Annotated in this window: 17 protein-coding genes; 4 read left to right on the forward strand and 13 right to left on the reverse strand. The window is 64.4% G+C overall.

The features are described from left to right. The first annotated feature begins 6 nt into the window (after window positions 1-6). From mpl to REH59_RS02755, 3 genes are read left to right on the forward strand one after another with little or no spacing between them, the layout of a single operon-like run. Window positions 7-1356, forward strand: a complete 1350-nt coding sequence (mpl, locus tag REH59_RS02745; RefSeq protein WP_265536590.1) for a UDP-N-acetylmuramate:L-alanyl-gamma-D-glutamyl-meso-diaminopimelate ligase — start codon at window positions 7-9, stop codon at window positions 1354-1356. Beyond that, window positions 1353-1982, forward strand: a complete 630-nt coding sequence (gene ubiX / locus REH59_RS02750) for a flavin prenyltransferase UbiX (RefSeq protein WP_003255348.1) — start codon at window positions 1353-1355, stop codon at window positions 1980-1982. Before mpl ends, ubiX begins: the two co-directional genes overlap by 4 nt. Beyond that, window positions 1979-2266: a YceK/YidQ family lipoprotein gene (locus tag REH59_RS02755; RefSeq protein WP_004577011.1), complete on the forward strand. Its 288-nt coding sequence runs from the start codon at window positions 1979-1981 to the stop codon at window positions 2264-2266. Before ubiX ends, REH59_RS02755 begins: the two co-directional genes overlap by 4 nt. 106 nt (window positions 2267-2372) lie before the next feature. On the opposite strand, the gene REH59_RS02760 is transcribed toward REH59_RS02755, so the two are convergent. The 7 genes from REH59_RS02760 to REH59_RS02790 form a co-directional block, all read right to left on the reverse strand. Beyond that, entirely contained in the window at window positions 2373-3017 is a 645-nt protein-coding gene (locus REH59_RS02760) for an oxidoreductase (protein WP_003255346.1), read from the reverse strand. Between the two features lie 27 nt (window positions 3018-3044). Next, window positions 3045-4778: a C13 family peptidase gene (locus REH59_RS02765; RefSeq protein WP_088513626.1), complete on the reverse strand. Its 1734-nt coding sequence runs from the start codon at window positions 4776-4778 to the stop codon at window positions 3045-3047. Window positions 4779-4991: 213 nt separating this feature from the next. Then, window positions 4992-6056 carry a 2,3-butanediol dehydrogenase gene (locus REH59_RS02770; protein WP_223279163.1) on the reverse strand — a complete coding sequence of 355 codons (1065 nt, stop codon included), beginning with the start codon at window positions 6054-6056 and terminating at the stop codon, window positions 4992-4994. 52 nt (window positions 6057-6108) lie between these two features. Next, complete coding sequence (locus tag REH59_RS02775) at window positions 6109-7215, reverse strand: acetoin dehydrogenase dihydrolipoyllysine-residue acetyltransferase subunit (protein WP_003255342.1); 1107 nt, start codon at window positions 7213-7215, stop codon at window positions 6109-6111. Next, complete coding sequence (locus tag REH59_RS02780) at window positions 7212-8234, reverse strand: alpha-ketoacid dehydrogenase subunit beta (RefSeq protein WP_003255340.1); 1023 nt, start codon at window positions 8232-8234, stop codon at window positions 7212-7214. The genes REH59_RS02775 and REH59_RS02780 overlap by 4 nt, the downstream gene beginning before the upstream one ends. A gap of 33 nt (window positions 8235-8267) precedes the next feature. Then, window positions 8268-9245 (reverse strand): thiamine pyrophosphate-dependent dehydrogenase E1 component subunit alpha, encoded by a 978-nt coding sequence (locus tag REH59_RS02785; protein ID WP_003255338.1) that lies wholly within the window; start codon window positions 9243-9245, stop codon window positions 8268-8270. Between the two features lie 22 nt (window positions 9246-9267). Continuing rightward, complete coding sequence (locus REH59_RS02790) at window positions 9268-10323, reverse strand: ATP-NAD kinase family protein (protein WP_014859888.1); 1056 nt, start codon at window positions 10321-10323, stop codon at window positions 9268-9270. Window positions 10324-10606: 283 nt separating this feature from the next. Between REH59_RS02790 and REH59_RS02795 the strand changes: the two genes are divergently transcribed. Beyond that, window positions 10607-12460 carry a sigma-54-dependent Fis family transcriptional regulator gene (locus REH59_RS02795; protein WP_003255335.1) on the forward strand — a complete coding sequence of 618 codons (1854 nt, stop codon included), beginning with the start codon at window positions 10607-10609 and terminating at the stop codon, window positions 12458-12460. A 496-nt stretch (window positions 12461-12956) separates the two neighbouring features. On the opposite strand, the gene accC is transcribed toward REH59_RS02795, so the two are convergent. The 6 genes from accC to REH59_RS02825 all read right to left on the reverse strand — a co-directional run bounded on the left by accC (window position 12957) and on the right by REH59_RS02825 (window position 20949). Beyond that, the gene (accC, locus tag REH59_RS02800) at window positions 12957-14312 is read right to left on the reverse strand and encodes an acetyl-CoA carboxylase biotin carboxylase subunit (RefSeq protein ID WP_003255333.1); all 1356 of its coding nucleotides are present in this window, start codon (window positions 14310-14312) and stop codon (window positions 12957-12959) included. A 17-nt stretch (window positions 14313-14329) separates the two neighbouring features. After that, complete coding sequence (gene accB, locus REH59_RS02805; RefSeq protein ID WP_003255332.1) at window positions 14330-14791, reverse strand: acetyl-CoA carboxylase biotin carboxyl carrier protein; 462 nt, start codon at window positions 14789-14791, stop codon at window positions 14330-14332. A 100-nt stretch (window positions 14792-14891) separates the two neighbouring features. Continuing rightward, window positions 14892-15347 (reverse strand): type II 3-dehydroquinate dehydratase, encoded by a 456-nt coding sequence (aroQ, locus tag REH59_RS02810; RefSeq protein ID WP_003255330.1) that lies wholly within the window; start codon window positions 15345-15347, stop codon window positions 14892-14894. 179 nt (window positions 15348-15526) lie between these two features. Next, the gene (locus tag REH59_RS02815) at window positions 15527-17299 is read right to left on the reverse strand and encodes a protein-disulfide reductase DsbD (protein ID WP_014861032.1); all 1773 of its coding nucleotides are present in this window, start codon (window positions 17297-17299) and stop codon (window positions 15527-15529) included. A 189-nt stretch (window positions 17300-17488) separates the two neighbouring features. Next, window positions 17489-19450 carry a methyl-accepting chemotaxis protein gene (locus REH59_RS02820; RefSeq protein ID WP_014861033.1) on the reverse strand — a complete coding sequence of 654 codons (1962 nt, stop codon included), beginning with the start codon at window positions 19448-19450 and terminating at the stop codon, window positions 17489-17491. Between the two features lie 143 nt (window positions 19451-19593). Further along, window positions 19594-20949 carry a diguanylate cyclase gene (locus REH59_RS02825; RefSeq protein WP_014861034.1) on the reverse strand — a complete coding sequence of 452 codons (1356 nt, stop codon included), beginning with the start codon at window positions 20947-20949 and terminating at the stop codon, window positions 19594-19596. Between the last annotated feature and the right edge of the window lie 127 nt (window positions 20950-21076).

Below are 21076 nucleotides of genomic sequence, written 5' to 3' on the forward strand. Positions count from 1 at the left end.
TCGACCATGCATATTCACATTCTCGGTATTTGCGGCACTTTCATGGGTTCGCTGGCGGTGCTGGCCAAGGAACTTGGCCACCGCGTCACTGGCTCCGACGCCAACGTCTATCCCCCAATGAGCACCCAGCTCGAAGCCCAGGGTATCGAACTGACCCAAGGCTATGACCCGGCCCAGCTGGATCCGGCGCCAGACCTGGTGGTTATCGGCAACGCCATGTCGCGTGGCAACCCAGCGGTTGAATACGTGCTGAACAAGGGCCTGCCCTACATCTCCGGCCCGCAGTGGCTGGCCGACCACGTGCTGCAAGGCCGCTGGGTGCTGGCCGTTGCCGGTACTCACGGCAAGACCACCACCAGCAGCATGCTGGCCTGGGTGCTGGAGCACGCCGGCATGAGCCCGGGCTTCCTGATTGGTGGCGTGCCGCAGAACTTCTCGGTGTCGGCCCGCTTGGGCGACACGCCGTTCTTTGTGGTGGAAGCCGACGAGTACGACAGCGCCTTCTTCGACAAGCGCTCGAAGTTCGTCCACTATCACCCGCGTACCGCGATCCTCAACAACCTTGAGTTCGATCACGCGGACATCTTCCCGGACCTGGCCTCGATCGAGCGGCAGTTCCACCACCTGGTGCGGACTATCCCCAGCGAAGGCCTGGTCATCCACCCGACCACCGAGCAAGCGCTGGAGCGTGTGATCGGCATGGGCTGCTGGACCCCTGTGCAAACCACCGGGGAGGGCGGCCAGTGGCAAGCCCGCCTGCTCAGCCCCGATGGCTCGCGCTTTGAAGTCCTGTTCGAGGGCGAAGTGCAGGGTGTGGTGGACTGGGCGCTGACCGGCCAGCACAACGTCGCCAATGCCTTGGCCACCCTGGCAGCAGCGCGTCATGTAGGCGTGGTGCCGGCCATGGGTATCGACGGCCTGAGTGCGTTCAAGAGCGTCAAGCGGCGCATGGAGAAGGTTGCCGAAGTACAAGGTGTGACCATCTACGATGACTTCGCCCACCATCCGACCGCCATTGCCACCACGCTCGACGGCCTGCGCAAGCGGGTGGGGGAGGCGCCTGTGATCGCGGTGATCGAGCCTCGCTCCAACTCGATGAAACTCGGTGCCCATCGTGACGGCCTGCCAGAAAGCGTCAACGACGCCGACCAGGTGATCTGGTATGCACCGGCCAACCTCGGCTGGGACCTGGCCGCCACCGCTGCGCAGTGCAAGGTACCCAGCGTGGTGGCCGACAGCCTCGAAGCGATCATCGAGCGGATCAAAGGCCAGGCTCGCCCAGGCACTCATGTGGTGATCATGAGCAACGGCGGCTTCGGCGGCCTGCACGGCAAGCTGGCCGAGGCGCTGAAGTGAACGGGCCGGAACGCATCACCCTGGCCATGACGGGCGCCTCGGGTGCCCAGTATGGCCTTCGCCTGCTCGATTGCCTGGTACGCGAAGACCGCGAGGTGCACTTCCTGATCTCCAAGGCCGCACAGCTGGTGATGGCCACCGAGACGGATGTTGTGTTGCCGGCCAAGCCCCAGGCGATGCAGGCCTTCCTGACTGAATACACCGGCGCGGCCGATGGGCAGATCCGTGTGTATGGCAAGGAAGACTGGATGTCGCCGGTAGCCTCGGGTTCTGGCGCCCCGGCGGCAATGGTGGTGGTCCCCTGTTCCACTGGCACCTTGTCGGCCATCGCCACTGGCGCCTGCAACAACCTGATCGAGCGGGCTGCCGACGTCACCCTCAAGGAGCGTCGCCAGCTGATCCTGGTGCCACGCGAAGCGCCGTTCTCCACCATCCACCTGGAAAACATGCTCAAGCTGTCGCAAATGGGCGCGGTGATCCTGCCGGCGGCTCCGGGGTTCTATCACCAGCCGCAGACCATCGACGACCTGGTCGACTTTGTCGTGGCGCGTATCCTCAACCTGCTGAACATCCCCCAGGATATGTTGCCGCGTTGGGGCGAGCACCACTTCGGGGTGGATGATTGAAGCGAGCACTGGCGGGATTGCTGGCGCTGGTGATGCTGGGTGGGTGCGCCACGGTGCGCACGCTGGATGCCAACAAGCCCGGCGCACCGGTGGTGTATGCCGGTACCCGGCTGGATTGGTATGTGATCAATGGCGGGTGTTGCCCGCGGGATCATTACGGGGCGGACGCTCCGGCGTATCCGCGCCTGGATCTGCCCGGCAGCATGCTGCTCGATACCCTGCTGCTGCCGTTGTCTTTGCTGACAGCGGCCGGCATAGGCTTCCAGGCTAGCGGCGGTCTGTGATGGCCCTTCGCGCGCACGCCCTCTTCCACAGGATCTCCGTAATCTTCCGGTGACTACTCACCAGTGGGAGCGGGCGTGCCCGCGAAGAGGCCAGCACAAGCGAAGCCTAGATCTTGCCCAACCTGCGCAACTCATCCGACTCCACAACCCGCACGCCGTCTTCTTCCTCCAGCGCCAGCCGCCACAGTGCTCGCGCCAGGGTACAAGCCTCGATTCCCCGATACTTCCCGGGTATCAACCTGGAAAATGGCGCAACAAGCTGTTCAGTGAGCCGTGGCTCCAGCCGCTCGCCCAGCAGGAACGAGGGCCGCACGATGGTCAACTGTGGCCAGTCCTGAGCCTTGAGCGCTTCTTCCATCTCGCCCTTGACCCGGTTATAGAAAATTGACGACTTAGGGTCGGCGCCCACTGCACTGACCACCAGCAGATGCCGTGCGCCCATTTCTCGAGCACGCTTGCTGAAGGCGACCACCATGTCCAGATCCACTGCGCGGAAAGCCGATTCGGAACCCGCCTGCTTCAGTGTGGTGCCCAGGCAGCAGTACGCGATGTCGACCCGCCCGGCCAGTTGCGGAAGGAATACCGCCGGGTCGCCCACCGGGTTTTCCAGGTGCGGGTGCTCGGCCAATGGCCGGCGTGTAGGCGCCAGGACACGGGTGATGGTGGGCTCGTTGAGCAGGCGGTCTAGCAGGTGTTCACCGGTCAGGCCGGTGGCTCCGGCAAGCAGGACATGCTGAGGCGTCAAGTACATGATGTCTCTCCCTTGTTACACACAAGTCTAGTGAGTGCCGGGCATTTTTGCCTGTTCCCTCACGTTGGCCTGTGTGGTGTTACGCAATGCTTCTTCGGCTTGTTGCTGGCGCAGGTGATGCCAGTGCTCAAGCACGGCCGGCGGTGCCCACAGCTGCGGCTCGGAGGCCTCGAAGCCTTCCCTTTGTTCTCTTTCGGCAACGCTGGCACGTGCCAGTTCAAACGCCTGTTTCAGGTCGTCGGTCTGGTTCAGCGCTTCAGCGAACAGGGCATCGCCAAAGTAGGTGAAGTCGGCTTCCTCCGAGCAACCGAAGGAGACGCGGTCGGCCCGGGCAGCGGTCATGATGAGCGTGCGCTCGTCTTTGAGCGGAGCGATATAGCCCCCTGAATAGCAGGCGGAGATGACGATGACCTTGTCGCGATCCTTCAGCGGCGCCAAGGCAGTGGCCAGCTCGTCAGCGGCCAGGTCGGCCAGTTGCAGACGGGGCTGGTCGAGCACCAGCTGGTGGTCCTGGCTGCCATGGCTGGTGAGGTAGATGAACACCAGGTCTTCGGGGCCGCTGCGCTCTGCCAGGGTGGCGGCAGCGCGGGAGAGGTTTTCGCGGGTGGCCATGGGGCGTGTGGCCATGTGGTCGCGGTGGTTGACCAGGGTCACTTGGCCACGGGCGCCAAAGCGCACCTTTAGCAGGTTGCTGACGTAGTCGGCTTCGCGCAGGAATACGCTTTGCTGGCCATCGCCGGCCACGACCAGGCTATACAGCTGGATCGGTGGCGCCGAGCGAGGTACCCGAGCCAGCGCCTCGTCCAGCAGCCGGCCCTGGTTGAGCAACGCCAGGTCCAGTGGGTCTGGCAGCAGCTTGCCATTCTGGTCGCGCACGCGCACGCCGTTGGCCCATGTTCCGCTTTCGACCTTGCCACTGGGCAGAATCAGCCGCCCATGGCCATGGTAGGCATCGTTCAGGAAACCGCCGATGTACTTGCTGCCGTCGGCCAGTTGCAGGCTGCCCTGGCCCGACAGACGCCAGTCGGCGAACTCACCCTTGTAGTGGCTGCCATCGCTGCCCAGCAACTCGCCTTCGCCGATCAGCGAGCCGTCCTTGAATTCACCGATCCACACGTCGCCATCGGCATTTTCGTAGCGGCCTCGGCCCTCCAGGCGGTTGTCCTTGAACTCGCCGATGTACTGCTCGCCATCAACGCTGTCGTAGGTGCCGGCGCCTTGTAGCTGGCCGTTGACGAAGTGGCCGCTGAACTGGTTGCCGCTGGCATCGCTGCGCACCCCGGCGCCGTTGGGCTTGCCCTTGGCGAACAGGCCTTGGTAGCGACTGCCGTCGGCCAGCTCCAGTTGGCCTGCGCCGTCGTACAGGTCGTCCTTGAACTGGCCGCGGTAGGTCTGGTCGGTTTGCTTGAGGGTGCCCTCGCCGTCGCGGCGGCCGTGGCGGAAGGTGCCGCTATAGTGGCTGCCCGGGGTGGTCAGCTCGCCCAAACCCTGAAACAGCCCCTCGGCGAACTGGCCGCGGTAGACCTCGCCGTTCTGGCCATGCCATTCGCCCTGGCCGTGCCACTGGCCGTCCTTGAAGCTGCCGGCGTACCAGCTGCCATTGGGGTAGTCGATCCGGCCCTCACCCTGCAGCAGGCCATCGACCACCTGCCCCCGGTAACGCCCACCGTCAGGCAGCCGTGCGTCCGGCGGGAGCAGCGATTCGCCATCGCCACAGGCGGCGAGCAGCAGGACCAGGGTAATGGGGAGCAATGGACGCATGGCGATGACCGGGCAATAGGTCTGCCGAGTATGACGCAGAATGGGATCCTGAGACAGCGAGCCCCTGTGTCGGCGCACAGGCCTTGTACCCGGCGCGAACCCTGTAGGAGCGGCTTCAGCCGCGAACATCGGCGAAGCCGGTGCCCTCCACCGTGTTGCATTGTTCGCGGGCCCGCCCGCTCCCACAGGTGCCACGTTACCTTCAAGGTGCAATCAGCGCACACCAGGTGAAACGATGATCTTCACGTTCTCCTCTTTGTTGTTCACCAGTTCCTCGAAGCCCAGCTCGACAATCTGCTCCAATCCGATCCGGCCGGTTACCAGCGGGCGAATATCCAGCCGACCATCAGCAATGAAGGCAATCACGTCAGCAAACTCGCCGTTGTACGCCAACGCCCCCAGCACCTGTTTCTCGGTGGACACCAGCTCGAAGAAGTTGAACTCGCTGGGCTCTTCGAAAATACCCACCAGCACGCACTTGCCTGCTTTGCGGATGGTGTCGATGGCCAGCTTGGCCGTATGTTTGTTGCCGATGCACTCAAAACTCACATCGGCGCCCAGCCCTGCAGTCAGTGCGCGGATTTCCGCCAGGGCATCGCACTGGCTGGGGTCCAGCACCACGTTGGCGCCTACCTCTTTGGCCTTGGCTTTGCGTGCTGAGGACATTTCCAGGGCGATAACCTGCGCTGCGCCCGCGGCTTTGGCACACATGATGGTGCAAAGGCCGATGGTGCCGGCCCCCACCACTACAACGGTTTGCCCAAGCAGGCTGCCGGCCTTTTTCACCGCGTGCATACCCACCGCCAGCGGTTCGATCAGTGCCCCGGCTTCGGCAGGGAAGCCCTGCGGCAGCCGGTAGAGCAGGTTGGCGGGCACGTTGACCAGCTCGGCGAAGGCACCGTTGTTCATCAGGCCGGTGAACGCCAGGCGTTCGCAGATGTTGTACAGGCCATGGGTGCAGTAATAGCAGGTACCACAATGCTGGCACGCGTCTGCCGCCACCGGGTCGCCTACGGCATAGCCTTCCACGCCTTCGCCAAGCTTGGCGATGTGGCCGCAGAATTCGTGGCCGAGGATGCACTGGCCCTGAATGCCGGTCAGCGGGTGCGGGGCCTCTACCGGGATGAACACCGGGCCGGCAACATATTCGTGCAGGTCGGAGCCGCAGATGCCGCACCAGTCCACCTTGATCTGCACCCAGCCCGGCGCTGGGTCGGCCGGCAAAGGTACCTGTTCGACACGAATATCGTTGCGGCCATGCCAGACGGCCGCGCGCATGTGGGTGTGGCTCAGGTCATTCATTGTTGTTCTCCAGGCTCACGAAAAGGGCTTAGTGCTTGCGCAGGAATGCGAGCAGTTGCTGGTTGACCTGTTCGGCCGCCTCCATCTGCACCATGTGGCCGGCCTCTGGCAGCACCAGTACTTCGGCCTCCAGGCCCTCGGCGTGGCTGGCCGGGATGATCGCATCCTTGCCACCCCACACCACCAGTGCCGGGTGATTGCCAAGGACCCCGCGCAAGTCGTGGCGCTGCCGGTCGCCGTCGGCGAGCGCCCCTGCCAGCTGCTGCAGGGCCTGGTCCACACCTTCCAGGCGCTTGAACTTGAGCATGTCCTCCAGCATTTGCCGGGTGACCAGCGCCGGGTCGGCAAACAATTGCACCATCTGCGGTTTGAGTGCATTGCGGTTGGCCGCGGTGACGAAACCTTGCAAGTACTGCCCGTTGATCGCTTCGCCCAGACCGGCGCTGGCCACCAGGCTCAGGCTGGCCACCCGCTGCGGGGCCAGGCGCGCCACGTTGAGGCTGACGGCACCGCCCATGGAATGGCCGGCCAGGTGGGCCTTGGCGATGTCCAGGTGGTCGAGCAGGGCGAGCACGGTTTCGCTCAACTCATCCAGGTCGCCCCGCTGCAGGGCCTTGGCCGACTCGCCGTGGCCCGGCAGGTCGAGGGCGATGACCCGCCGCTCGGCAGCCAGCGCCGGGTGGTTGAACAGCCAGTTGTTGAGGTCACCGCCAAACCCGTGCACCAGCACCAGCGGTGTGCCGCCTTCACCCAGCTCGAACCAGCGCAGCAGGCGCCCGCCGACTTCCGCCTTCTGAGGGGCCGGCCCTTGGCTCTGGTCGGCGCCGCCTTCGGCGACGAACTCGGCCTGGAAGCGCTGTACCACGGCATCGATCTCGGCCTCTTCTGCTTCGCCTTCGACCACCACCGCCAGCAGCGCGCCGACGGGCAGGGTTTCATCCGGCTTGGCCACCTGGCGGCGCAGCACGCCGCTGAACGGCGCTTCGACGCTGCTGCTGATCTTGTCGGTCTCGACGTCCAGCACTTCGTCGCCCTTGCTGATTTCGTCACCCTCCTGCTTGAGCCAGGTGTCCACCCGGCCCTCGGTCATCGACAGGCCCCATTTGGGCATGGTCAGGGTATGGATCTGGCTCATGCGGCACTCCTTGCGGCTTCGATCACCTTGCGCACGGCGGCTTCGATCTTCGCCGCGTCAGGGATGTACAGGTCTTCCAGGGCGTCGGAGAACGGCACCGGGGTATGTGGCGCGGTGACCATTTCGATCGGCCCCTTGAGTGCGGCAAAAGCCTTCTGTGCCACCAGCGCGCTGATGTCGGTAGCCATCGAGCAGCGCGGGTTGGCTTCATCGATCACCACCAGGCGGCCAGTCTTCTCCACACTTTCCAGAATGCTGTCCTCGTCCAGCGGGCTGGTAGTGCGCAAGTCCAGTACCTCGCAGTCGATGCCCTGGCGGGCCAGGTTGTTGGCAGCCTCCAGCGCCACATGCACCATGCGCCCGTAGGTAACGAGGGTCACGTCGTCGCCATCGCGCAAGAAGTTGGCTTCGCCGAACGGTACGGTGTACACCTCTTCCGGCACCTCGCCCTGCATGCTGTACAGCAGTTTGTGTTCGCAGAAGATCACCGGGTCGTTGTCGCGGATCGCCTGGATCAACAGGCCCTTGGCATCGTAAGGCGAGGATGGGCACACCACCTTCAGGCCGGGGATGTGCGTCCATAGCGAAGTGAGCATCTGCGAGTGCTGGGCTGCCGCACGCAGGCCGGCGCCATACATGGTGCGCATCACCAGCGGGGTCACGGCCTTGCCGCCGAACATGTAGCGGAACTTGGCGGCCTGGTTGAGGATCTGGTCCAGGCAGCAGCCGGCGAAGTCGACGAACATCAGTTCGCACACCGGGCGCAGGCCCTGGGTGGCGGCACCGACGGCCGCGCCGACGTAGCCGATTTCCGACAGCGGCGCGTCAAGCACGCGGCCGGGGAATTGGTGATACAGGCCTTTGGTCACGCCCAGCACGCCACCCCAGGCGTCATCCTCGCCGGGCGCACCGGCGCCACCGGCGACGTCTTCGCCAATGATGAACACTGTGCTGTCGCGACGCATTTCCTGGGCCAGGGCTTCGTTGATGGCCTGCTGGTAGCTGATCTTTCTTGCCATGGTGGTTCTCCTGTTGTTCTTGTAATCCGCGGCTCAGGGGTAGGCGACGTAGACGTCGGTGAGCAGGTCGGCGGGCTGTGGCTTGGGATCGGATTTGGCGCGGCGTACGGCGTCTTCGATCAGGTCCTCGACGCGGGCGTCGATGGCGTCCAGTTGCTCGGCCGTGAGCAGGCCGGCGCGGGTGGTCTTGTTGCGAAATTGCATGAGGCAGTCGCGGGATTCGCGCAGGTTCTTCACTTCATCAGGGGCGCGGTAGGTTTGCGCATCGCCTTCGAAATGGCCGTAGTAACGGCTGAGCTTGACCTCGATCAGCGACGGCCCTTGCCCGGAGCGGGCGCGCTCGATGGCAGCGCCGGCGGCCTCGTATACGGCAAAGAAGTCAAAGCCGTCGATGGTGACCCCTGGCATGCCGAAGCCGGCAGCGCGGTCGGCAATGTGGTCGCAGGCTACGGACCAGTTGGAGGCCGTGGCCTCGGCGTAGCCGTTGTTCTCGGCCACGAAGATGCAGGGCAGGTTCATGATCGACGCCATGTTCATGGCCTCGAACACGGCGCCCTCGTTGGATGCCCCATCGCCGAAGAAGGCTACCGACACGTCATCGCGGCCCTTGAGCTTGGCCGCCAGCGCCGCCCCGGCCACCAGTGGTGCGCCGGCGCCGACGATACCGTTGGCACCGAGCATGCCCTTCTCCAGGTCGGCAATGTGCATCGAGCCGCCTTTACCACCGCACACGCCGGTCTTCTTGCCGTAGATCTCGGCCATCATGCCGTATACGTCCACGCCTTTGGCGATGCAGTGGCCATGGCCGCGGTGGGTCGAGGCGATGCAGTCGCTGTCGCGCAGGTGGGCCATGACCCCGGCTGCAGAGGCTTCTTCGCCGGCATACAGGTGGACGAAGCCGGGAATTTCGCCGGTGGCGAACTCCACATGCAGGCGTTCTTCGAAGGCGCGGATGGTCCGCATGACTTCATAGGCATGCAGCAGTTGATCAGTACTGAGTTGATTGGACATCTTGTTGTTCTCCGGGGTTGTCTCAACACGGGTTTGCAGGGTGCAACCGGTGGCCGCGCGGGACGGCCAGCAGGTGGTGGCGGGCGGCATGCGCCAGCACGGCCTCGACGTCCACACTGAGTGGGCCTTGGTGGTCGAGGGTGATGGTGGGGGTGTCATGCTCGGCAAATTCGATTTCGCGTTCGCCGTCCAGGGCCAGGGTGCCGCTGGCGAGGCTCAGGCGCTGGGCGACGCCGGGTGTCAGCGGACCGCAGGCAGTGATGCCGCAGGCTTGCAGCAGGCCGGGCGCCAACGGCGCCAACAGTGCCTGTTCGGCGTCGGGGGCCAGGCGTACCCAGGCGCCGTGCGGGTCTTGCCGTGACACCGGGCACCACAGACCGCACAGGGCCGACAGGCCGATGGCGTGGGGTTCGGCGAAGCAGGCGAAGACTTCGCAGAGGTCCTCGCTGCGGCTGAGCGCACGGGCACCGATGAAGCGCTGCGGCGACACGGCCACCTCGACCAAGGCCCATTCGGCCAGCTGTTGTTCAGGCACGTTCACCAGTAAGCGTTTGTTGCGGCGCAAGCCGATGCTGGCCGGTACCCGGCCACTGGCAAGCAGGCCACCGGCCAGGCCCGCGCTGGTGGCTTCACGAAGTTCGGGGAAGGCGTTGTTGGTGCCGGTGGACAGGGTCAGCAGCGGCACGTCAGCGGCCTCGGCGGCGACCGCCTTGTGGGTGCCATCACCGCCCAACACGGCGATCATCGCCACGCCGCGCTCGACCATGCGCCGGGTAGCCAGGCGGGTATCGGCCACGGTCTGGCTCAGTGGCAGGTCGAGGATCTCGATGGCCGGCCAGTGCTGGTCACGGGCCCCTGGGCCCTGGCTGGCCTTGAGCACTGCAGCAGCGATGCCGGTCATGTCGCTGGGCAACAACACCTGGCCAATGCCGGTGGCGCCGAAAGCGGCCAGCAGGCGCTGGATAGCCGAGGCCTTGTCGGTGCTTGAATAGAGCCCGGCATTGGCGGTCAGGCGGCGCAGGTCGCGGCCAGAGGCAGGGTTGGCAATGATCCCGACAATCGGGGCGGGTAGCGGCATGGCGCACCTCGTATTTTTGTTTGCAAGGGCAGGAGCAAGCGGGGTGCCAGCTTTCTTCGCGATGGCTGAAGTGGCCGGGCTAGAGGGTTCTGGTCGTGTTCGGGCAGGTCTTCACGGGTGTGGCGGCGAGATGCCGGGTGTCAGCGCCGGGCCAGCGTTGCCGAGACGCTGAGACGCTGCGTCTCAAGCCAGCCGGTAATCACACAGTGCTTGTCGGGGCATGCCCAGAGGCGCTTAATGGCCGGACAACGATAAAAACAGCAACGAGAACCGGAGGGCCTGAATGCTTGCCGCGAACTCCCGAGCCCATGTGGACTGCGTCAGCAGGGTGTTGAAGAATGCCGACCGCCTGCCGCAGGCGCCGGTACCACCGCTGATCCTCGATTCATGGCGCCGCTCCATGGATGTGTACCGCCTCGACCCCGGTTCCCAGCAGGGGCCGCGGATCCTTTCCCAAAGCCTGCTCAACGAATGCCGCGAACGCGCCGAGCTGTTCCTGCGCATCGCCAGCGATGCCGTGGCGCGCTTGCACGAACGGGTGCGCGGCGCTGACTACTGCGTGCTGCTTACCGATGCCCAGGGGCGCACCATCGATTACCGGGTCGAGTCGGCCATCCGCAACGACTGTCGCAAGGCCGGGCTGTATCTGGGGACCTGCTGGTCGGAGGGCGAGGAGGGCACATGCGGTGTGGCGGCGGTGCTGACCAGCAAGGCCCCGGTCACGGTGCACAAGCGCGATCACTTTCGCGCCGCCTTCATCGGCCTGACCTGCACAGCGGCGCCGGTGTTCGACCCGTTGGGCGAGTTGTTGGGCGTGGTCGATGTGTCGGCCTTGCAGTCGCCGGATGATCGGCGCAGCCAGCACCTGATCCGCCAACTGGTCGAGCAGACCGCCCGCGAAATCGAAAACGCTTTCTTCATGCACAGCGCCCAGGGCCACTGGGTGATGCGCGCGCATGGCACGCCGGGCTATGTGGAGAGCCAACCCGATTACCTGCTGGCCTGGGATGCCGATGGCCGTTTGCAGGCAATCAACAGCCTGGCGCGGCAACGGCTGGTGGAGCGCCTGGGGCGCTTGCCTGAGCATATTGGCGAACTGTTCGACATCGACCAACTGCGCCGGGTGAGCGCGTCGTCCGCCCAGCGCCTGCCTGGTCTGGGCGGTTTGTATGGCCGGGTCAGCGCACCGCAGCAACGCCAGCGTGCGCAGCCTTTGCGCCAGGCCCAGGACACCCGAATCGAGCAACACCTGCGGTTGGCCACGCGGGTCAAGGACTGCAACCTGGCGGTGCTGGTACTGGGTGAGACCGGAGCCGGCAAGGAGGTATTCGCCCGCCAGCTGCACCAGCAAAGCCAGCGCTGTGATGGCCCGTTCGTTACCCTGAACTGCGCGGCCATTCCGGAAACCTTGATCGAGAGCGAGTTGTTCGGCTATGTGGCCGGGGCCTTCACCGGTGCTTCCAGCAAAGGCATGCAAGGGCTGTTGCAGCAGGCCGATGGCGGCACGCTGTTCCTCGACGAGATCGGGGACATGCCGCTGAACCTGCAAACCCGCCTGCTGCGGGTGCTGGCGGAGGGCGAGGTGGCGCCGCTGGGTGCGGCGCGGCGGGAGCGGGTGGATATTCAGGTGATCTGTGCGACCCATCGCGATCTGGCGGCGATGGTGGAGGACGGGCGATTTCGTGAAGACTTGTACTTCCGCCTGGCCAATGCCCGCTTTGAGCTACCCCCCTTGCGTGAGCGTGATGACCGGCTGGGGCTGATTCACCAGTTGCTGGCCGAAGAGGCTGCGGCCTGCGGGGTGGAGGTGGTGTTGGCGGATGACGCGCTGCAGGCGCTGCTGGTTTATCGCTGGCCGGGCAATTTGCGCCAACTGCGGCAGGTGTTGCGGTATGCCTGTGCGGTGAGTGAAGGCGGGCAGGTGCGGCTTCAGGATCTGCCGCAGGAGGTGCGCGGTGAAGCGGTTGGTTCGGCTGAAAGCGGGGTGTCGTGCCCGGCCCGGCAGCTGTTGCTGGACGCGCTGATTCGCCATCGCTGGAAGCCGGCTGATGCGGCGCGGGCTTTGGGTATTTCGCGGGCGACGCTTTATCGGCGAGTGCATGAGCATCGCATCGACATGCCGCGGATGAAGGGGTAGAGCCCAGGGGGCGCGCTGCGCCCTTTTCGCGACGCAAGGCCGCTCCCACAAGGACGGCGTCAGTCCTGAGGCATGCGCGCAACCTGTGGGAGCAACTGTCTTGCTCAATTTCTAAAAGCGGGCGCGATCCCTGTGGGAGCGGCCTTGTGTCGCGATAGGGCCGCAACGCGGCCCCAGCTTCAGGCAGGCAATAAAACAACCTGGCACAGAGCCGGGGTGCCCACAAGGACGGCGTCGGTCCTGAGGCATGCGCGCAACCTGTGGGAGCGGCCTTGTGTCGCGATAGGGCCGCAACGCGGCCCCAGCTTCAGGCAGGCAATAAAACAACCTGGCACAGAGCCGGGGTGCCCACAAGGACGGCGTCGGTCCTGAGGCACGCGCGCAACCTGTGGGAGCGGCCTTGTGTCGCGATAGGGCCGCAACGCGGCCCCAGCTTCAGGCAGGCAATAAAAAACCCCGGCACAGGGCCGGGGTTCTGGTACATCACACTACACGATCACTCCTGGTTGGCCAGTTTGTGCTCGAGGTAGTGAATGTTGACGCCGCCTTTGCAGAAACCTTCATCACGCACCAGGTCGCGGTGCAGCGGGATGTTGGTCTTGATGCCGTCGACGACGATCTCGTCCAGGGCATTGCGCATGCGCGCCATGGCTTCGTCGCGGTCCTTGCCGTAGGTGATCAGCTTGCCGATCAGCGAGTCGTAGTTCGGCGGAACCGAATAACCGCTGTACAGGTGCGAATCGACGCGTACGCCGTTGCCGCCCGGGGCGTGGAAGTGCTTCACCTTGCCTGGGCTCGGGATGAACTTCTTCGGGTCCTCGGCGTTGATCCGGCACTCCAGCGAGTGGCCGCGGATCACCACGTCTTCCTGGCGGAACGACAGCTTGTTGCCAGCGGCGATGCTCAGCATCTCCTTGACGATGTCGATGCCAGTGACCATCTCCGACACCGGGTGCTCAACCTGCACGCGGGTGTTCATCTCGATGAAGTAGAAGCGGCCGTTTTCGTACAGGAACTCGAAAGTACCCGCACCACGGTAGCCGATCTCGATGCACGCATCGACGCAGCGCTTGAACACTTCCTGGCGGGCTTTCTCATCGATGCCCGGGGCTGGTGCTTCTTCCAGGACCTTCTGGTGACGGCGCTGCAGCGAGCAGTCACGGTCGCCCAGGTGAATGGCGTTGCCCTGGCCGTCGGACAGTACCTGCACCTCCACGTGACGTGGGTTGGTCAGGAACTTCTCCAGGTAAACCATCGGGTTGCCGAAGGCAGCACCGGCTTCGGTACGGGTGAGCTTGGCCGAGGAAATCAGGTCCTCTTCCTTGTGCACCACGCGCATGCCGCGACCACCACCGCCACCGGCGGCCTTGATGATCACCGGGTAGCCGACGTCACGGGCAATCGCCAGGGCGACTTCTTCGTCTTCCGGCAGTGGGCCATCGGAGCCCGGTACGGTCGGTACGCCCGACTTGATCATCGCGTCCTTGGCCGAAACCTTGTCGCCCATCAGGCGAATGGTGTCGGCTTTCGGGCCGATGAAGGCGAAACCGGATTTTTCCACCTGCTCGGCGAAATCGGCGTTTTCAGCCAAGAAGCCGTAACCCGGGTGAATCGCGGTGGCGCCAGTCACTTCGGCGGCAGCGATGATCGCCGGGATGTGCAGGTAGGAATCCTTCGACGATGCAGGGCCGATGCAGACCGACTCGTCTGCCAGGCCCAGGTGCATCAGTTCACGGTCGGCAGTGGAGTGCACGGCGACGGTCTTGATGCCCAGCTCTTTGCAGGCACGCAGGATCCGCAGGGCAATTTCCCCGCGGTTGGCGATCAGGACTTTTTCGAGCTTCCCAGACATCGTTGGCTCTCCGCGATTCAAACGATGGTGAACAGCGGCTGGTCGAACTCAACCGGCTGGCCGTCTTCTACCAGGATGGCGTCGATGACACCGCCAACATCGGCTTCGATGTGGTTCATCATCTTCATGGCTTCGACGATGCACAGGGTGTCGCCTTTCTTCACGGACTGGCCAACTTCAGCGAAGTTAGGCGAGGTCGGCGAAGGCTTGCGGTAGAAGGTACCTACCATTGGCGAACGGATCACGGTGCCTTTCAGGGCCGGGGCGGCAGCAGTGGCTTCGGCGGCTGGCGCAGCAGCGGCAACCGGCGCAGCGGCAGGGGCGGCGGCCATAGGCGCCGGTGCGTAGAACTGCTGGGCAGCTGGGGTCTTGCTGTGACGGCTGATACGGACCGACTCTTCGCCTTCCTTGATCTCCAGTTCGTCGATGCCAGACTCTTCCAGCAGCTCGATCAGTTTCTTGACTTTACGGATATCCATTAATCATCAACTCCCAAAGGTTCGGTCAGGGGGCGAAATACAAAAAAACGTATCTGAAACGTTTCTCTCGAACCCCGGCCCACTTAGGCCAGGGTTTTCATCATTTGGGCTGTGCGTTGGCAGCCAGTTGTTCCAGCGCGGACTCCAGGGCCAGGCGATAACCGCTGGCGCCCAGACCGCAGATCACCCCTACGGCAACATCGGAAAAGTAGGAGTGGTGACGGAACGGTTCGCGTTTGTGCACGTTGGACAGGTGCACTTCGATGAATGGGATGCTCACCGCAAGCAATGCGTCACGTAATGCGACGCTTGTGTGGGTGAAAGCAGCCGGATTGATCAGGATGAAGTCCACACCCTCGTTGCGTGCGGCGTGAATGCGGTCGATCAGTTCGTATTCGGCATTGCTCTGCAGGTACTGCAGATGGTGGCCTGCGGCGCGGGCGCGTTGCTCCAGGTCCTGGTTGATCTGAGCCAGGGTCACGGCGCCGTAGTGGCCTGGCTCGCGAGTACCGAGCAGGTTGAGGTTGGGGCCGTGGAGCACCAGTAGCGTTGCCATCTGCGGATTCCTTGGATTTGTAGGGCAATTCGACACAGCGCGGCGAGTGTGCCGTAAAGCAACGGCAAGTGTCCAGTTCCCGGCAATAGCCAGCACGATGTCCGAGGTTCGCGCGAAGTATGTGACCGAATAATTAAATCCGGTCACTCATTTCAGGATTTTTCCCGGCTCGCGGGAAGTTATAGACCGACTTTGCCACGCACGCGCGTCAGAATCTGCGCAAATTCACCGGCATTTATCTCGCCAATCACCCGATCAGCGGTAATTTCGCTGCCGTTCGCAGCAAAAAACAGCAGGGCGGGGGGGCCGAACAGCTGGTAGCGGTCGAGCAGCGTGCGTTGCTCGGCATTACTGTCGGTGATGTCGAAACGTAGCAGTTTGAAGCCGGCCAGCTGTGTTTGCACTTGCGGTGCATTGAGCACCTCATGCTCGATCACTTTGCAGCTGATGCACCAGTCGGCGTACCAGTCCAGCAGCACTGGCTGGCCGGCGGCCTGGGCTTGCGCCAGGGCTGCGTCCAGAGCATCAGGTGTGGTGATGGTCTGCCAGGCATCGGCTTTTGCCGTCGGGAGGCTGCCGCTGGCGGCCAGTGACGCCCCCGGCAGTGGGCGCAGTGGGTCGCCCTGGCCAGTGAGTGCGCCGTACCAGCAAGCCAGCGCGTACACCAGCAAGGCCAGGCCGAGCAGTTGCGCCAGGCGCTGGGCCGCCGTCTTGACGACGAATTCCAGCGCGCCGAGGAACAGTGCCACACCCGCGGCGAGGAAACCGACCAGCAGCAAGGTCACAGGGCCTGGCAGTACACGGCTGAGCAAACCGATGGCCAGCCCCAGTAGCAGTACGCCAATGGCGTTTTTCACCGTGTTCATCCATGGGCCGCTTTTGGGCAGCCAGGCCGCGCCACCGGTGGCCACCAGCAGCAGTGGCGCACCCATGCCCAAACCCAGGGTGAACAGCTTGAGCGCGCCACCTAGGGCATCGCCGCTGGCGCTGATATAGAGCAAGGCACCGGCCAGGGGGGCCGAGACACATGGAGAAACCAGCAAGCTGGAGAGTACACCGAGCACTGCTGCACCTAGCAGCGAGCCGCCGCGGGTGTGGTTGGCGACGTTGTTCAGGCGGTTGCTCAGGGCCTGGGGCAGCCTCAGTTCGAAGAGGCCGAACATGGCCAGGGCGAACACCACGAAAAACAGCGCGAAAGGTACCAGCACCCAGGCCGACTGCAGGCGCGCCTGCAGGTTCAGGCTTGCGCCGAACAGGCCCATCAGTGCGCCGAGCACCGCGAAGCTGGCGGCCATTGGCAGCACGTAGGCCAGCGACAGCGCCAGGCCGCGCACGCCGCCAACCTGGCCGCGCAGCACCACACCGGAAAGGATCGGTAACATTGGCAGGACGCAGGGGGTGAAGGTCAGGCCGACCCCAGCGAGGAAGAACAGCAGCAGCGACTTCCAGTTCCAGCTGTGTTCGCGGGTGGCAGGCGTGTTTGCAGCGCCTTCGCCATCGATATTCAGGCGTGCGGTTTCCGGCGGGTAGCACAAGCCCTTGTCGGCGCAACCCTGGTAGCCCACCAGCAGGGTGAAGGCGCGTGGGTCTTTGCGCGGCAACTCGATATCGAGCACGCCGTGGTACACCTCGACGTCGCCGAAGAATTCATCGTGCTTGGCCTCACCCTTGGGGATGTTCGGCGTGCCCAGGGTGATGTCGGCCGGTTCCGTGTGGAACTGGAAGCGGTGGCGGTAGAGGTAGTAGCCATCGGTGGCGACGAAGCGCAGCTTGATGGTTTGCGCATCGGCCTGGACCAGGTTGAGCTTGAAGGCCTCGTTTACCGGCAGAAAGTCGGCGTTGTTGGCCAGCGAAGCGGCGCCAAGGGTGGCGCTTGGGCGGTTGTCGAGCAGGCCTGCGGCGAAGGCAGGGCTGGCCAGCAGCAGGAACAGCATGAAAAACAGGCGACGCATGGCGGACTCGCGAGGTGGAACGTGCTCGGCATGATAACGGATGCGCAGGAATAATTGGCCCGAAACAAACGTAGGAGCGGGTTTACCCGCGAAGCGCCGCGCGGGCGGCGCTCGATCTCCCAGGCGCAGCACATGTCCCGTCAAACACCACCCAACTGCTACACCTGTCCTGGCGACCACCCCGCTGACTCAGACCCTGAATGCTCGCACGGCCCGGTTCAGCTCACCGCCCAGGCTCAGCAGCTGTTCGCCCTGTTCACGCCCCTCGCCAATGCGCTGCAGATTGTCTTCACCCAACGCGTGAATCCGCTCGCTGTGGTCACGAATCTCGCTCACCGCGCCACTCTGCTGCGCCGTGACATCGGCAATCCGCACCGCCGTATCGGCAATGGTACGAATGGCACAGACAATCTCATCCAGTGCCCCATCCGCCGCCTGGGCTTGGTTGGCCGTGGCCTCGGCATGTTCCAGTTGCGCGCGCATCCCCGCCACCGAACTTCTGGCGGCCTGCTGCAAGCGGTCGATCAACGCCTGGATCTCGCCCGTAGCCCCCGTGGTGCGCTGGGCCAGCGAGCGTACCTCATCGGCGACCACGGCAAAGCCACGGCCCATCTCGCCGGCACGGGCCGCTTCGATCGCGGCATTCAGTGCCAGCAGGTTGGTCTGCTCGGCAATCGCGCGGATCACCGTCAGTACCCCGCCAATGGTGGCCGACTCTTCCGCCAATTGTTCGATCATGCGGGCGTTGCCTTGCACTTCATCGACCAGCTCACGCAAGCCCGACAGGCTTTGGCCGATTACCGCCTGGCCTTGTTCCACCGCACGCCCGGCATCGCGGCTGGCCTCGGCGGCTGCGCTGGCATCACCAGCCACTTGTTGAATGGTCGCTTCCAGCTCGCCCAAGGCATCGCGGATCTGCCCGGTATCGCCGGCCTGTCGCTCGGCGCCGCCGTGCAGCGCAGCGCTCATGCCGGCCAGGGCGTGGCTGCTGCCGGCCACCTGCTCGGCGTTATGGCGGATGGTGCCGACCAGCCCCACCAGGTACTGACGCAGGCGGTTGAGCGACTCCTGGATGTCGTGCAGTTCGCGGTTGGTCTTGCCCAGGGCGATGGCTTGGGCGAAGTCGCCCTCGGCCCAGCGTGACAGGGCCGGGGCCAGTCCGGTCAGGGTACGGGCCAGGCGCCGTTGCAGCGTGTCGATCAGTAGGGCGATCAGCAGGATCAGGCCGATCATGAGGCCTTGGATAATGCGCACCTCGGCAGCGATTTTCGCATGCTGGCCGCGCACTTCGGGTTCCAGCGCGGCGATGGCCTGTTGTACGGCTTCCAGGCGCTGGCCGGTGGTGGTGGCCAGCGCGACGCGGCGCTCGATCTGTTCGCGGGTGCGTTGCAGTTCGGCCGGGTAGCGGTTGAGCAGGCTTTGCAATTCACGCTTAAGGCCCACGGCAATGTCTTCCTGCTGGGCGCTGCTCTGGGATTCCAGGCCCATCATCGCAGCGAAGTCGTCGGCTCCGGATTCGGCCGTGCGGGTTACGCCGAGCAGTGGCAGGCCGTCGACCGTCTGGGCCTGGGCGCGGATCAGTTGCAGCTCGCGCTCCACCTCGTCGGCCAGCTCCGGGCGGCCGCTGCTGACCAGCTTGTCGCGAGCCAATGACAGCCGCCCCAGGTGCAGGGTGGCGTCGAGCAAGGGCAGCAAGTAGCGATTGGCCTCGGCGTTGCCACTGTCGCGGGCGTAGCTGGCCATCTGCTCGAAGTTCGCCCCCAGCTCCCGCTCGGCTTGCAGCAGCAGGGCTTGTGGGTCGCCGGCCAGCTTACCGGCGGCCAGCAGTTCGTTGGCGGTGAAGGCCTGCAGGCTATCCAGGCTGGGGCGCAACTTCTCGGCCAGCTCTACGGGCCAATCCGTCAGTGCGGCCTGCAACTGCTGGGTCGCCTCCATGGCGGCGGCCTGACGCAGGGCATCGCCGCTGCCCAGGTAGGCCTGGATATTGCGCGCCGCCTGGTTCTGGAACTGCTGAGACAGGCCCAGATAGCGCTCCATCAGCTGGTAGGGGCGCTCGAGGGCGCGCTGCGACCACCACAGGGTGGCGCCCAAGGCGATACACACGGTCACCAGCAACAGGGTGTTGAAATTGGTCAGCCACTTCAGGCGCATAGCCGCGAACTTCCTGCGCAGGGGAGAGGTAGGCGCCTGAAGTTATTGCGATTTTGTGACGGGGTGATGACGCCAGGGGCTTGGTGTCAGAAAAAAGTGGCACAGTGCCTCTATTGGTGTGGCCGGCACAGTGAGTGCGAATCTCAGGGCTCTACACGAACGACGCAATTACGCCCCGCATGCTTGGCCCGGTACAGCGCCTCGTCCGCTGCACTGGCCATGGTCAGTGCATCCAACCCCTCGTCCAGTTGCACCACCCCTGCACTGAAGGTGCACTGCAAATCGCGCGGCTGCGCCGGGTAGAGAATTTCGGCAAAGCGCCGGCGAATTTCGTCCAGCACCTTGTGTGCGGCATCCAGCGCGGTATTGGGCATGACGATGGCGAACTCCTCGCCACCGTAGCGGCCAATGAAGTCGGTCTTGCGCAAGCGCTGCTTGAGGAATAGGGCAAGGCTCTTGATCACTCGGTCGCCCATGGGGTGCCCGTGGCGGTCGTTGATCTTCTTGAAGTGGTCGATGTCGAGCATGGCAAAGCTCAACGGCTGCTGCTCACGGCGGGCGCGGAAGCTGCAGTCTTCCAGCAGCTGCAGGATATGGGTGTGGTTGTACAGCCCGGTCAGGCTGTCGCGGACCATGCGTGCCTTCAAATGGCGAGCGCGGGCGGCGCGGTTGCGCACGGTAGTGATCAGGTGGCGTGAGCGAAACGGCTTGGTCAAAAAGTCATCACCGCCTTCGCTCATGGCATCCAGTTGCTTGTCCAGGTCGTCCTCGGCAGACAGGTAGATGATCGGCACGCTCACATAGCGGTCACTGTGGCGGATTACCTTGGCCAGCTCCGGGCCGGTGCAAGCCGGCATGTACAGGTCGAGGATGATCAGGTCAGGCTGGAAGTCGGCAAGCTCGGCCATGGTGCGGATCGGGTCGGTCAGGCTGCGGGTGAGCATGCCGGCGCCGGCCAGTACACGCTCGGTGTACAGGGCCTGGGTGCGCGAATCGTCGATGATCAGCACGCGCAGCGGGTCGTGCGGGGTGGCGTTGGTCAGCAGTTCGACCTTTTCCAGCAAGCTGGAAGCTTCCAGGCTGCCGGTGAGAAAGTCCTGGCCACCGGCGCGTACCGCAGCCAGACGGGTCGGGGTGTCGGCTTCGTGATGGCTGAAGAACAGCAACGGAATGGCGCGTGCCAGGCCCTGCTGCACCCGAGCAGCCAGCAGCAAGCCCAGGCCGGCGCCGGTGAAGTCGACATCCATGATGATGGCCGAAGGCGGGTACTCGCTGATCGAGGCGAGAAACGCCGCAGCGCAGGGCAACGCCTGCACCACCAGACCAAAGAATTCCAGTTGCTGGGCCAGGCGCTGGGCACGCTCGTGGTCCTGCAGCAGGATGTACACCGGTTTGCGCACGGGCAGCAGCAGCGGGTCGAGCGGGTCGTCCTTGCGCAGGCCGTTACGCGTCAGCTGTTGGACGGGGCACTGCGGGCTCGGCTCGACTGCTTGGCTCATGTCCTGGCTACTTATAGGTTGGGATGTGCAGGGGCAATGATGGCTCTATGCTAGCAGCTCTTTTCACGTGCGTGAGTGCCCTGCGTCAACAAAGCGGGCAGAACGAATATTCAGTTGCTGACTGAAT

The organism is Pseudomonas sp. BO3-4, assembly GCF_034044115.1.
In the GTDB taxonomy this organism is placed as follows: Bacteria; Pseudomonadota; Gammaproteobacteria; order Pseudomonadales; family Pseudomonadaceae; genus Aquipseudomonas; species Aquipseudomonas alloputida.